Source organism: Rhodococcus sp. H36-A4, from assembly GCF_027158005.1.
In the GTDB taxonomy this organism is placed as follows: Bacteria; Actinomycetota; Actinomycetes; order Mycobacteriales; family Mycobacteriaceae; genus Rhodococcoides.
In genome coordinates this window covers 207312-220241 of sequence record NZ_JAPVLQ010000002.1, presented here as the reverse complement: position 1 = coordinate 220241, position 12930 = coordinate 207312, and the positions used below count along the sequence as shown (strand labels likewise).

The following is a 12930-nucleotide window of genomic DNA, read 5'->3' as shown; positions in this document are numbered from 1 at the left end:
ACGATCGCGGCTAGGGGTGTTCGAGGGGTTCGGGCTGACCGTCGGCAGCGTGGGATGTCCCGGAGTCGTAGTCGGCGAGACTCGGCGGCGCGTCAGCGGGCGGCTGGAAGGTGTTGCGACGTCGTGTAGCGAGAACTGTGATGCCGGCGACTGTCCCGAACAGGGCCCCGAAGATCAAAATCCGCTTCGTGCCCGGTGAGAGGCGAGGCTCGGCCTTCCGCCGAACGGGACCGCTCTGCTTACGCCGCGCAATTTCGCGTCGGGCAAGTTTCAGTCCTCGAGTGGAGACCTGGAGTCCGACGCCCGCTGCACCTCCACTGAAAACTTTCGCAGCTTGCACGGCAGAGCCACCGGTGGTCGTCACAATTCCGCGAATCCGGCCGGATTTCGATGTGCTCGTCATGCCCTTACTGTTCCATATGCAGGCGTAGGGCCCGGAATGAACACTTCGAAGGACCGTTGCCGACCGCTCGGTAGCGCGTCAATGGCACGATGGAGGGGTGACTTCACCAAACAAGACCTCCACTGCCACGTTGCACACCAACCACGGCGACATCATCATCGATCTTTTCGGCAACCATGCGCCGAAGACGGTCGAGAATTTCGTCGGGCTCGCGGACGGATCGAAGGACTACACCTCGACGAACGCGTCCGGCGGAAAGACCGGCCCGTTCTACGACGGCGCTGTCTTCCATCGCGTCATCGACGGCTTCATGATCCAGGGCGGAGACCCGACCGGAACGGGTTCGGGTGGACCGGGCTACAAGTTCGGCGACGAATTCCACCCCGAGCTCTCGTTCGACCGCCCCTACCTGCTGGCCATGGCCAACGCCGGTCCGGGAACCAACGGATCGCAGTTCTTCATCACCACCGGCAAGACCCCGCACCTGAACCGCAAGCACTCCATCTTCGGTGAGGTGACGGACGAGGCGTCGAAGAAGGTAGTCGATTCCATCTCCGGAACTGCTGTAGGCCGCGGCGATCGTCCCGTCGAGGATGTCGTCATCAACAGCGTCACCATTGCGTGATCGCTCTCTCCTGAGAAACGTTCACATCACCAATTCAGGTGCTGGAAAAAATTCACCGTAGAGGAACTTCACCATGACCGACCCCGGCTGGGGTGGCGCGCCCGGCGATCAGCCAACCCCACCCCAGTCGAGGTGCGTCCGGCATCCCGATCGAGCGACCGGACTGGCGTGCTCGCGATGCGGACGCCCTGCGTGCGCCGAGTGTCTACGACCTGCAGCAGTCGGGCAGCATTGCGTCGACTGCGTACGTGACGCCAATGCCTCGGTCCGGCCTATCCGGACCGTCGCCGGTGCGCGGGCCGGATCGACGTACGGACTCGTCACGTACATCCTCATGGCCCTCAACGTCCTCGTCTTCGCGGTGACGGCGATGCAATCCCGCGATGTGATGGGCAATACCGACGCGTCGCCACTGTTCAATGCCTGGGCGCTGTTTCCACCATCGGTAGCTACCGGTGACGTCGAGCGCCTCATCGGCAGCGGCTTCCTGCATATCGGGCCGATCCACCTACTCGTCAACATGTTCGCGTTGTACATCATCGGCCGCGATGTCGAAATGATTCTCGGTCGAAGCCGATACCTTGCGGTCTACTTCGTCTCGCTACTGGGGGGCAGTGCCTCGGTCATGGTCCTCGAGGCCCCGATCACCGTCACCGCGGGAGCTTCGGGCGCAATTTTCGGACTGTTGGGTGCTCAGGCGGTCATTCTGCTGAAGCTTCGCCGCAGCCCTACTCCGATTCTGGTGGTGATCGGCCTCAATATTTTCATCAGTATCTCGATCCCCGGAATCTCGCTCTGGGGACACATGGGCGGCCTCGTCGCCGGTGCCGCTGCGACCGCCGGCATCGTGTTTTTGCCCAGCCGCCTGCGGGCACCGCACATCGGGTGGATCGCCGTCGGTGCGGTCGCAGCCCTATGCGTTGCAGTCATCGCAGTTCGCGTGCTGTCGCTTCGTTCCATGATGGGTCTGTAAGAACCCTCCAGCACCGTTGGAACAACCGCCCGGCTCGTCAGCCCGCGGGTACGAACCCATGTCGCTCGAGCTGCTCGAACACTGTCTCCGGACTGGTTCCGAGATCCCAGCGACCAAAGATGATCAGCCGATCCTCGGTGTCGCCCGCGCGTTGAACGTCGATTTCGATCATCGGCACTCGCCGCCCGAGTCGGGGGTATCGAGCGAGCTTGATTCGCACGATCTCGCTCGGGGCGTATGCCTGCACTCCAGACAGGCGCTTCATCGACAGTGAGCCGTCGACGATCGCCAGTCTCGGCCGCTGTAGGGCAGCGAGCCCCGCGATCGTCCACAGGCCGATGGCCGCTATCGAGATGAGAAGTCGGCCGGTGGCGTCCGTACCGGTCAATAATGCCGCTCCGAAGAGTGCGAATCCGCCCAAGGTCATCGCGATGACAGCCGAAAGGGGCGTCGCCCAGCTCAATCTATCCACAGGCTGTGGAGACTCCGAAAAGTTATCCACAGGCTTTATCCACATTGGGGATGAATGACACGCGTGTAACTAGCCGTCGACGGGGCCTGTTCATCGCCACTTCATGGTCATGACGAGACCGACGACCATGAAGCCGAAACCGATCAGAAAGTTCCACGCACCGAGGTCGTTCATCCACGAGATATTGTCGGCAGCCAAGTAGTACACGATGAGCCATAACAGTCCTACCAGCATGAACCCGAGCATCACCGCCACGAAAAGAGGACTCGACGGCCCAGCCTTCAGTGCTCCAGCAGATTGGGCGCCGGGTGCGACGGTGTAATCTTTCTTCTTCCGAACCTTCGATTTCGGCATGTTCAACCCTTCGTAGTGTGCTCACGCTCGTACAGGCGACTTACCGGTACACGACCCGTCGACCTGTGGATAACGGTTGTGGACAACCGCAACAGGTAGCGTCCTCGCTAGTAGAGTTTCGCACTGTTATTGCGCCAACACTGCTTTGCCTGGCGTTGTTATCCACAGGCCCGGCTTTTCGAACCGGTCACCATATGCCCACACACGCTAGCTCAGCGCAATGTCACGAGAGAGCATCGGATGAAAACCATGATCGAGGAATCGACCACCAGGGAGCGCGTCGCGGCGCGTGGCTGGCAGATCCTGGTCCTCGTCGTGTGCCTTGTCGTCGGGGTACTCCTTGCGACCACCAGGGTCGTATCTCAAGGTGACGAAATCCGGCGAAGCGACACCACCAGGTTGTCGGATCTGGTCGGAGCGGCCCAGAGCAGCAGTGACGACGCCGAGTCGATCAGAAACGACCTGGCCCGGCAGGTCGACGACCTGCAGCGCACAGCTGGTTCCTCCGACGTCGAAGTGGGACGTGCGCTTGCCGCGGCCGATCCGCTCGCCGCCCAGGCTGGGGTCGAACCGGCATCGGGGACAGGTGTGGTCGTGACGTTGACCGACGCAGCCCGGGGCCCGGACGGGCGATACGCGTCGGACGCGTCGCCCGACGATCTCGTCGTGCATCAACAGGACGTGCAGAGTGTGCTCAATGCACTGTGGACCGGCGGCGCCTCGGCAATGGCCATGCAGGATCAACGGATCACGAGCCAGGTCGCGCCGCGTTGCATCGGTAACACGCTTCTGCTGGGCGGACGCACGTACAGTCCGCCCTACGTGGTGACGGCCTTGGGAGACCCCGAGCGGCTCTCTGCGGCGCTCGCCGACAATCCAGGTGTTCGGATCTTTCGGCAGTATGCGTTTCGGTACGGGCTGGGTTTCGAAGAAACACGTTCCGACGCGTTGACCGTGCCCGGATACACCGGACCGATACGCATCGGATTCGCCCAGCCTGCGCGATGAGCGCCTCGGCAGTAGTCAGCCACACCGTCGGAAAGGGACATCGGGGCGATTCGTGCCCGACGCGCTCACCTATCCTTGCCCCATGCGCATTCTGGTCGTCGACAACTACGACAGCTTCGTTTTCAACCTCGTCCAATACCTGGGCCAACTCGGAGTCGACGCGACCGTCTGGCGTAACGACGACGACAGGTTGACCGACCGGGCCGCCGTCGTTGCAGACTTCGACGGCATTCTGCTCAGCCCAGGGCCGGGAACACCGCAGCGAGCGGGAGCCACGATGGATCTCGTGACCGCGGCCGCTGCGTCCGGTACTCCACTTCTCGGGGTGTGTTTGGGGCACCAGGCCATCGGTGCGTCATTCGGTGCGACCGTCGACCGCGCGCCCGAACTACTGCACGGAAAGACCAGCAGCATTCATCACACGGGCGTCGGCGTCCTCGAGGGACTACCCGAGCCGTTCACCGCTACTCGATACCACTCGTTGACCGTCGTCGAGGACACCATCCCCGACGAACTCGAGGTGACTGGACGCACCGAATCCGGCCTTGTGATGAGCATGCGCCATCGGACGTTGCCGATACACGGCGTCCAGTTCCACCCCGAGTCGATACTCACTCAGGGTGGCCACCGGATGCTGTCCAACTGGCTGGCCGTCTGCGGACTCGAGCAGGACGAGCGCCTCGTGGTCGAACTCGAGGCGCAGGTCGCACTCGCGTTCAGCTGACGTGGCGCACCACTTACCGGGGCGGAATTCCCAGCGTCCCTACGTTCACGTTGAGCGACTGGGACTTGGTGATTTCCGATCCGGCGGGTTCGGCCTGATTGACGATCCGACCCACCAGGGTCGGGTCGAGCTGACTCTGCGGGGTCGAGGTGATGTTGGCTGACGTACCCGTCCACCCTGCTGCGTCGAGTGCCGAGAGCGCTTGTGCAGGCGTCATTCCGACAAGATCGGGCATGGGGATCTTGTCTCCGTTCGAGACGCGCAGTGTGACGGTGTCACCTTCGGCGGAATTCGATCCACCTGCTGGGCTCGTCGAGACAACCTCACCCACGGTCTGACCCGAGTCGATGTTCTCGATCTGCACCTTGAAGCCGGCAGCCTCGACGTTGGGTCGCGCGACGTCGACCTGCTGACCGGTGACGTCGGGCACCCGTATCTGCGACGGGCCACTGCCCAACGTGATTTTGACGGCCGAACCGACGGTGATCCCGACACCGGTCGACGGATTCTGTTCGACTACCTTGTCGAGATTCTCCGGTGTCGAAGCCACTCGTGCGACAGAAGCGTCGAGTTCGAGACCGATTGCGGACAACGCCTGAGTTGCCTGCTGGGCAGTCTTGCCGGCCAACGCCGGAACCTGCACCTGCTCCGGACCGGTCGAGACATCGAGGTCGACGGTGCTCGGCGAATCGACCTGCGTCCCGGCGGGCGGCTGTGACGAAATGACTCTGCCCGCAGCGATCGTGGGATCGGGCTTCTCGCGGGTCTGGACTCGAAGTCCGAGGTCTGCAAGAGCAGAGGTCGCCTCTGCGGTCGTCAGATTTGCGACGGTGGGGATGGCGACTCGTTCCGGTGAGGAATCGCTGCCGAGAGACAACAGAAACGCGGTGATGATGCCGACCACGACTACCGCTGCCAGCGCGATCACTGCTATCCGCAGTCCTCTCCGCTTCGAGGTGTTGTCCTCACTGCGCCCGGCCGGGGGCTGCTCGGCCGGGCGGTCGGTGTCACCCGATCGGTACTGCGGCTCCCGCGAATCCATCGAGCCCAGGATCGTGGTGCGGTCCTCGTCGTTCATGACGGTGGGGGCCGAGGGGCGCTGTCCGCCGAGCACTCGCACCAAATCGGTGCGCATGTCTGCTGCCGACTGATAGCGGTTGGCCGGGTTTTTGGCCATTGCCTTGAGAATGATCGAATCGAGTTCCCGCGGGATCGCAGAATTGACCGAGGACGGTAGTTGTGGATCTTCCCGCACATGCTGATATGCGACGGCCACTGGTGAGTCACCCTTGAACGGGGGCTCACCGGTCAGTACCTCGAACAAGACGCAACCGAGCGAGTACACGTCCGAGCGGGCGTCCACTTGCTCGCCTCTGGCCTGTTCGGGGGACAGGTATTGAGCCGTGCCGATCACGGCGGCGGTCTGTGTCATCGGACTCGAACTGTCGGCAATCGCGCGGGCGATACCGAAGTCCATCACCTTGACTGCACCGGCGTTGTTGATCATGACGTTCGCAGGTTTGACGTCGCGATGCACGATTCCGTTGCGATGACTGAAGTCGAGAGCCGCACAGACGTCGGCGATGACCTCCATCGCATGGCGCGGGGTCATCGGCCCATCGGCGCGAACGATGTCACGCAAAGTATTGCCGTCGACGTACTCCATGACGATGAACGGCAGCGGACCGGCTTCGGTCTCGGCCTCACCGGTGTCGTAGACCGCCACGATCGCCGGATGGTTGAGAGCCGCTGCATTCTGCGCCTCGCGTCGGAACCGAAGATAGAACGTGGGGTCGCGAGCGAGATCTGCTCGCAACACCTTGATGGCTACATCACGGTCGAGTCGACTGTCGCGCGCAAGGTGGACCTCGGACATGCCACCGAAGCCGAGAATCTCACCCAACTCGTAACGGGAGGAGAGATTGCGGGGAGTCGTCATGGTTGTCCTTGTCGATCAGGTCCGAGTTGAGGTTTGGAGGCGCCGCCGGCTCCGGTGTCACCGGAGTCTTCTTCGTCACCGGCGCCGGGCAGCGACGGGAGGGTCAACTGCGGCAAGGTGAACCCAGCGCTCGTCGTCGTCACCGCTGGGGCCGTCGTTGTCGTCGGCGGCGCGGTGGTCGTGGTCGGCGGTTCCGTGGTGGTTGTCGTCGGGGGCGGGGTAGTTGTGGTGGTGGTTTCCCGGGTGGTGGTCGGTTCCGTGGTGGTCGGTTCCGTGGTTGTGGTGGTCGTCGTGGTCGGGGCGGGCCTCGTCGTCGGCGGCGTGAACGGCGCCTGTGTTCCCTCCCCTCCCGTCAGCAGTACGTATCCACCGATGATGATCGCCAGCACCAGGAGGCCGGCGCCACCCCAAGCAAGAGCCTTCTGGGCAGAGGTCATCCCCGTGGGTTCCGACGTAGCGGGAACCGCAGCGCCCGTGGTCGGCCCGGTATATCGGTTCTGCGACGTCGGCATCATCTGCGTGCTGTCGGGATTGGTGCCGCCAGCACCGACCACACCGGGCATAAGAACGCGGCCGGTACCCGGACCTCGACCGTTACCGGGAGCTGGAGGCCGTCGGCCGGCACGCACTGCGGCAACAGCGTCCGCGAACTCACCGCCGTTTGCGTACCGGGCGGCAGGATCCTTGGCCATCGTGATCTCGATGAGCTCGCGAACGGACGGCGGCAGGTCGGCGGGCAGCGGGGCGGGCATCTCGCGGACATGCTTCATCGCGACGGTGAGTGCACCGTCGCCCAGGAACGGCCGCGTACCCGAGAGCACCTCGTAGCCGACGACACCGAGGGAGTAGACGTCGCTGGCCGAGGTGGCTTCGTCGCCGAGAGCCTGTTCGGGGGCAATGTACTGGGCGGTGCCCATGACCATGCCGGTCCTGGTGACCGGTGATGCGTCGACAGCTTTCGCGATCCCGAAATCGGTGATCTTCACCTGTCCCGCGGGAGTGATCAGAATGTTGCCCGGTTTCACATCGCGGTGAACAACGCCTGCCGAGTGTGCGACCTGAAGCGATCGACCGGTCTGCTCCAGCATGTCGAGGGCATGCCCGAGCGGCAACTTCCCGATCCGTCCGAGCACAGCGTTGAGCGGCTCACCGTTGACGAGTTCCATGACGAGATACGCCAGCGATTCACCTGATTCGTCGCGCGTCTCGCCGTAGTCGTAGATCCCGGCAATACCGGGGTGGTTGAGTTGAGCCGTCGTACGCGCTTCGAAACGAAAGCGCTGCAAGAACTCCGGATCCTCGGAGAACTCGGCTTTGAGGACCTTGACGGCAACGTTGCGGTCGAGACGATTGTCCATCGCCTCCCATACCTGGCCCATACCGCCGGTGGCGATGAGCCTCAGGAGCCGATAACGCTGTGCGATCACGGCACCGTTTTTCAGTGGCATCTGCTTCTCACCTCCCCTGCAATCCGGCAGCGATGACCGCGCGACCGATCGGTGCAGCCACCGAACCACCGGTCGCTGCGAGTGCGCGGTCGCCACCGTCCTCGACGAGTACGGCGATGGCAATCTTCGGTGCCTCGGCCGGCGCGAATGCGATGTACCACGCGTGCGGTGGTGTGTTCCGAGGATCGGTCCCATGTTCGGCAGTGCCGGTCTTCGATGCGATCTGCACGCCGGGGATCTTGCCCTGTGAACCGGCATTGTTCTCGGCGCCGATCATCAAATCGGTCAGAGTCGAAGCGACCTCCGTGCTGATGGCCTGGCCTTCCGATTGTGGCTTGGTGGTCGAGAGGTCCGACAGATCCGGTGCCTGCAGCTGACTGATCAAGTGCGGCGCCATCCGGACTCCGTTGTTCGCCACTGTCGCTGCGATCACGGCATTCTGTAGCGGCGTCAGCGCAACATCTCGCTGACCGATGCTCGTCTGGCCCAGCGCGGCGTCATCGGGGATGGACCCGATCGTGCTGTCGGCGACGGGGAGCTGCAAGGACGTCGTATCTTCCCCGATACCGAACGCGCTCGCGGTATCTCGAAGCGCATCGGCACCGGTCTTGATGCCAAGCTCGACGAAGGCGGTGTTACAGGAGCGAGCGAACGCCTCACGTAGCGACGCCGTCGCCCCGCCGCCGCATGTGCTGCCGTTGTAGTTCTCGAGGGTGGTCTGGGTGCCGGGAAGGGTGATGTTCGACGCCGCCGTCAGCTGATCGTCAGGTGTAGCACCGTTCTCGAGGGCCGCTGCCGTGTCGAGGACCTTGAAGGTCGATCCCGGCGGGTAGGTCGCCGATATCGCGCGATTCAACAACGGCTTGTCGGGGTCGGCGTTCAGCGCATCCCACGCCTCGGTGGTCTGTTGCCCGTCGTGACTCGCCAACGAATTGGGGTCGTAGCTCGGTGTGCTCGCCATCGCGAGGACGTTGCCCGTCGAGGGCTCGATCGCGACGACGGATCCGGTGTAGCCCTTGGAGGTGAGCTGGTCGTATGCCACCTGTTGTACGACGGGATCGATGGTGGTCACCACGTTGCCCCCGCGCGGGTCGCGTCCGGAAATCAGATCGAAGAGGCGACGACCGAACAGACGATCGTCCGAACCGTTGAGCACCTGATCTTCGGTGCGCTCGAGGCCACTGCTCGAGTAGAGCATCGAGTAGAACCCGGTGACAGGCGCGTTCGCCAACGGGCTCGACGTCGCCGCCGGATTCGACGGGTAGGTGCGTAGGTATTTGTATCGATCGTCGGTAGCGAGCGATGCGGCAAGGACCTGGCCCCCTGCCGAAATTTGTCCGCGCTGGCGTGAGTACTCGTCGAGTAGTACGCGCGAGTTACGTGGATCGGTCCGCAGATCGTCCGCCTTGATCACCTGCAGGTAGGTCGCATTGGCGAGAAGAGCCACGACCATGACCATGACGGCGATGGAGACCCGTCGAAGTGGAGTGTTCACGGGCGTTTCACCATTTCGGTCGGCGCTTCCGCGATCGGCGTCGCCACCACCGGCTTCTTGTTCGGAACGGCGGGCTCACGCGCTGCGTCGGAGATCTTGATCAACAACGCCAGCAGTAGATAGTTGGCGAGCAGCGAGGATCCGCCGTACGACATGTACGGGGTGGTGAGTCCGGTGAGCGGAATCAGCTTGGTTACGCCACCCACCACGACGAACAACTGAATGGCGATGGTGAACGCGAGCCCGGCAGCGAGAAGTTTGCCGAAGCTGTCACGAACGGCGAGCGCGGTGCGCAGGCCACGGATGATGAAGACCAGGTAGAGGACCAGGACCGCAGTGAGTCCGATGAGTCCGAGCTCCTCGCCGACTGTCGCAATGATGAAGTCGGTCTTCGCGAACGGCACCTGCGACGGACGCCCACTGCCCAGACCGGTACCCGCGAGGCCGCCTGTGGCGAAGCTGAACATCGACTGGACGATTTGATAGCCGGTGTCGTTGTAGTCCTCGAACGGATGCAGCCAGGTATCGGTGCGGATCTTGACGTGTCCGAAGACTTGATAGGCGAAGAGGAAGCCGATCGACAGCAGCGCGAATCCGATGATGAGCCAGCCGACGCGTTCGGTGGCGATGTAGATCATCACCAGCACGGTGCCGAAGATCAGCAGCGACGTACCGAGGTCCTTCTCGAACACGAGGACGGCGACCGAGACGATCCACACCAGCAGGATCGGACCGAGGTCGCGCGCACGGGGGAAGTCCATCCCGAGTACATGTTTGCCGGCAGTGGTGAACAGTTCACGCTTGGCGACGAGGAGCGATGCGAAGAAGATCAGCAACAGGATTTTTGCGAACTCACCGGGCTGAAGGCTGAAGCCGGGCAGCCGAATCCAGATCTTCGATCCATTGACCTCGGAGAACGCCGACGGAAGCAGTGCGGGAATGGCGAGCAGCACCAGACCTGCCAGACCGACGGTGTAGCTGTAGCGCGCCAGCGTGCGGTAGTCCCGCAACAGGACCAGCACGGCGATGAATCCGGCGATCGCAAGGGTCGTCCACAGCACCTGCTGATTGGCGTCCGGCGACGGGATCTCCTGACCCAGGTAGGCGGCCGACTGTTGGTCGGCGAGATCGAGCCGATGGATCAGCACGAGGCCGAGGCCGTTCAACAGCGCCACGATCGGCAGCAGCAGTGGGTCCGCGTACGGGGCGAATCTGCGGACTGCGAGATGCGCCACCGTCACCAACGCCAGATAGGCCAGCGAGTACTTGACGAGGTCGAGGGTGATGGTTTGTTCTTGGCTTGCCTCTACCAACACCAGGGAGAACGTGGTGATCACGACCGCTATCCCGAGCAACAGCAACTCGACGTTACGTCGGTTCGACTGAACGGGTGCCGGAGCAAATCCTTCCGGCGGACTCGGAAAGGATGCCCCCACAGAAGAATTGGAGCTCATCAAATACCGGCCCTACAGTTCTGACCTGCTACTTGTGGTGCTGACGGTGCTGGGGTGGCCGTTGGTTCGGGCAGGACAGGTGGCGGGGCATCGGGCGCCGGAGGCAACGCCGGAGCACCTGGCGGCGGTGGCACCGGTGGCGCCGTCGTCGTAGTAGCCGGGGTTGCAGGCTCGGGCTCGCACAGCGGTAACAGGTCGCCGGAGGCTAGCTGCTTCATCTGTCCGTTCGCCTCGTCGAGCTTGCCCGACGGCAGTCCCGCTCGTACCTGTTCCCGAGCAGCGGGCACCAAATCGTCGACCTCGAAGACGTCACATGAGCTCGAGGAAGAATCGGGGCCACGCAGGGTGAGCGCGCCGTCTGCGTCGAGGCAGCCGACGGAGTGGACCGTCTGAAGCGAGTAACCCAGTATCGAACCCGGAACTCCGCGCATGACGGCGACGCGGTTGTTCTCCTCGCCGACGTAGTAGTTGTTTCGGATCGCCGCATTGGCAACGAAGGCGCCGCCGACCAGCAATGCGATGAGTGTCAGCGCGACCAGCGACCAGCGGAGCTTGTGCGACTTCTTCTCGGGTTCCGGTGCGGGAGTGGCGATTCGCTTCGGTGTCGACCTCGGCGGGCGCATAGCCGCAGCACGACCGGCGGCGGTGTTGAGCGGCGGTGAGTACTCTTCTTCCTCGGTACTGGCCGCGCCCCCGACGATCGGGTGACTCTGGCCGTAGTCGAGGTCGATGACGTCCGCGACGACGACGGTGACGTTGTCCGGTCCACCGCTTCGTAGAGCAAGTTCGATGAGGCGGTCGGCGCTCTCGGCGCAGTCACCCTCGTTCATGGTGTTCTCGATGGTTTCGTCGCTCACCACGTCGGACAGACCGTCCGAGCAGAGCAGGTAACGATCACCCGCACGAACCTCGCGGACGGTCAGCGTCGGTTCGATTTCGTTGCCGGTCAACGCCCGCATGATGAGTGAACGCTGTGGGTGTGTGTGCGCCTGCTCGGGGGTGATCCGGCCTTCGTCTACGAGCGACTGAACGAAGGTGTCGTCGCGAGTGATCTGGGAGAGCTTGGTATCGCGAAGCATGTATGCCCGCGAATCACCGATGTGAACGAGGCCGATCTTCTTGCCTGCGAAGAGAATTGCAGTGAGGGTCGTGCCCATCCCGTCGAGCTCGGGCTCGTCTTCGACCTGATCGGCGATGGAGGCATTGCCCTCGCGAGTCGCCGCCTCCAGCTTGCCGAGAAGGTCGTCACCTGGCTCGTCGTCGTCGAGGTGGGCCAGGGCGGCGATCATCAATTGCGAAGCGACCTCGCCCGCGGCATGTCCGCCCATCCCGTCGGCCAGCGCGAGGAGTCGAGCTCCTGCGTAGACGGAGTCTTCGTTGTTCGATCGCACGAGCCCGCGGTCACTACGGGCCGCATAACGCAGTACAAGAGTCACGGGCGCAACTCGATCACGGTTTTGCCTACACGCACCGGAGTGCCGAGGGGGACGCGGACGGCAGTGGTCACCTTGGCCCGGTCGAGGTAGGTGCCATTGGTCGAACCGAGATCTTCGACGTACCAGTCACCCCCGCGTGGCGAGATGCGTGCGTGCCTGGTCGACGCGTAGTCGTCGGTCAACACGAGTGTCGAGTCGTCGGCGCGGCCGATGAGAACCGGTTGCGTGCCGAGAGAAATGCGAGTTCCGGCGAGACCGCCCTGTGTTACCACTAGATTCTTGGCAACCTTCTGTTTGTTGAACGAGGGAAGAACCTTCGAGCCCCGGGAATAACGTGCTGGCATACGCATGCCGGAAGCGGCGTATATGTCGCTCCGTAGGGTTCGTAGGACGGCCCAGACGAAGAACCAAAGCAAGAGTAGAAAACCCGCTCGGGTCAGCTGCAGTATCAATCCCTGCACAGCCGTCCACCTCCTTTGCCACATCTGTGTCGACCAGCGTGGAAAACACGCCGGTTCCTTCCCCCATGCACGCACCACGTGCAGACGTTTTCACACACAGCATCCTAGAGAGAAGCTGTGTGTGTCGATCACCATACT

At 63.1% G+C, this 12930-nt stretch carries 13 protein-coding genes; 4 read left to right on the top strand and 9 right to left on the bottom strand.

The features are described from left to right. Positions 1 to 10: 10 nt before the first annotated feature. Complete coding sequence (locus tag O1W68_RS05870; protein ID WP_269301970.1) at positions 11 to 403, bottom strand: hypothetical protein; 393 nt, start codon at positions 401 to 403, stop codon at positions 11 to 13. A 97-nt stretch (positions 404 to 500) separates the two neighbouring features. On the opposite strand from O1W68_RS05870, the gene O1W68_RS05865 reads away from it, so the two are divergent. Together O1W68_RS05865 and O1W68_RS05860 are read left to right on the top strand one after the other, a co-directional pair. Continuing rightward, the gene (locus tag O1W68_RS05865; RefSeq protein WP_269301969.1) at positions 501 to 1028 is read left to right on the top strand and encodes a peptidylprolyl isomerase; all 528 of its coding nucleotides are present in this window, start codon (positions 501 to 503) and stop codon (positions 1026 to 1028) included. Positions 1029 to 1101: 73 nt separating this feature from the next. After that, entirely contained in the window at positions 1102 to 2001 is a 900-nt protein-coding gene (locus tag O1W68_RS05860) for a rhomboid family intramembrane serine protease (RefSeq protein ID WP_269301968.1), read from the top strand. A gap of 37 nt (positions 2002 to 2038) precedes the next feature. Here O1W68_RS05860 and O1W68_RS05855 read toward each other — a convergent pair whose 3' ends face one another. Then, positions 2039 to 2518: a PH domain-containing protein gene (locus tag O1W68_RS05855; RefSeq protein WP_269301967.1), complete on the bottom strand. Its 480-nt coding sequence runs from the start codon at positions 2516 to 2518 to the stop codon at positions 2039 to 2041. A gap of 45 nt (positions 2519 to 2563) precedes the next feature. After that, positions 2564 to 2827, bottom strand: a complete 264-nt coding sequence (gene crgA / locus O1W68_RS05850; RefSeq protein ID WP_269301966.1) for a cell division protein CrgA — start codon at positions 2825 to 2827, stop codon at positions 2564 to 2566. 249 nt (positions 2828 to 3076) lie between these two features. Here crgA and O1W68_RS05845 point away from each other — a divergent pair, with 249 nt between their 5' ends. Then, positions 3077 to 3835 carry a DUF881 domain-containing protein gene (locus tag O1W68_RS05845; RefSeq protein ID WP_269302813.1) on the top strand — a complete coding sequence of 253 codons (759 nt, stop codon included), beginning with the start codon at positions 3077 to 3079 and terminating at the stop codon, positions 3833 to 3835. Positions 3836 to 3917: 82 nt separating this feature from the next. Further along, positions 3918 to 4559, top strand: a complete 642-nt coding sequence (locus tag O1W68_RS05840; protein WP_269301965.1) for an aminodeoxychorismate/anthranilate synthase component II — start codon at positions 3918 to 3920, stop codon at positions 4557 to 4559. Between the two features lie 13 nt (positions 4560 to 4572). Here O1W68_RS05840 and pknB read toward each other — a convergent pair whose 3' ends face one another. From pknB to O1W68_RS05810, 6 genes are read right to left on the bottom strand one after another with little or no spacing between them, the layout of a single operon-like run. Next, a complete protein-coding gene (gene pknB, locus O1W68_RS05835; protein ID WP_269301964.1) occupies positions 4573 to 6498 on the bottom strand; it encodes a Stk1 family PASTA domain-containing Ser/Thr kinase in 1926 nt (641 codons plus the stop codon). Beyond that, positions 6495 to 7946, bottom strand: a complete 1452-nt coding sequence (locus O1W68_RS05830; protein WP_269301963.1) for a serine/threonine-protein kinase — start codon at positions 7944 to 7946, stop codon at positions 6495 to 6497. Before O1W68_RS05830 ends, pknB begins: the two co-directional genes overlap by 4 nt. 7 nt (positions 7947 to 7953) lie before the next feature. Continuing rightward, positions 7954 to 9441: a peptidoglycan D,D-transpeptidase FtsI family protein gene (locus O1W68_RS05825; RefSeq protein ID WP_269301962.1), complete on the bottom strand. Its 1488-nt coding sequence runs from the start codon at positions 9439 to 9441 to the stop codon at positions 7954 to 7956. Beyond that, a complete protein-coding gene (locus O1W68_RS05820; RefSeq protein WP_269301961.1) occupies positions 9438 to 10895 on the bottom strand; it encodes an FtsW/RodA/SpoVE family cell cycle protein in 1458 nt (485 codons plus the stop codon). Before O1W68_RS05820 ends, O1W68_RS05825 begins: the two co-directional genes overlap by 4 nt. Further along, complete coding sequence (locus O1W68_RS05815; protein ID WP_269301960.1) at positions 10895 to 12331, bottom strand: PP2C family protein-serine/threonine phosphatase; 1437 nt, start codon at positions 12329 to 12331, stop codon at positions 10895 to 10897. The genes O1W68_RS05820 and O1W68_RS05815 overlap by 1 nt, the downstream gene beginning before the upstream one ends. Further along, positions 12328 to 12792 (bottom strand): FHA domain-containing protein FhaB/FipA, encoded by a 465-nt coding sequence (locus O1W68_RS05810; protein ID WP_084348233.1) that lies wholly within the window; start codon positions 12790 to 12792, stop codon positions 12328 to 12330. Before O1W68_RS05810 ends, O1W68_RS05815 begins: the two co-directional genes overlap by 4 nt. Positions 12793 to 12930: the final 138 nt, after the last annotated feature.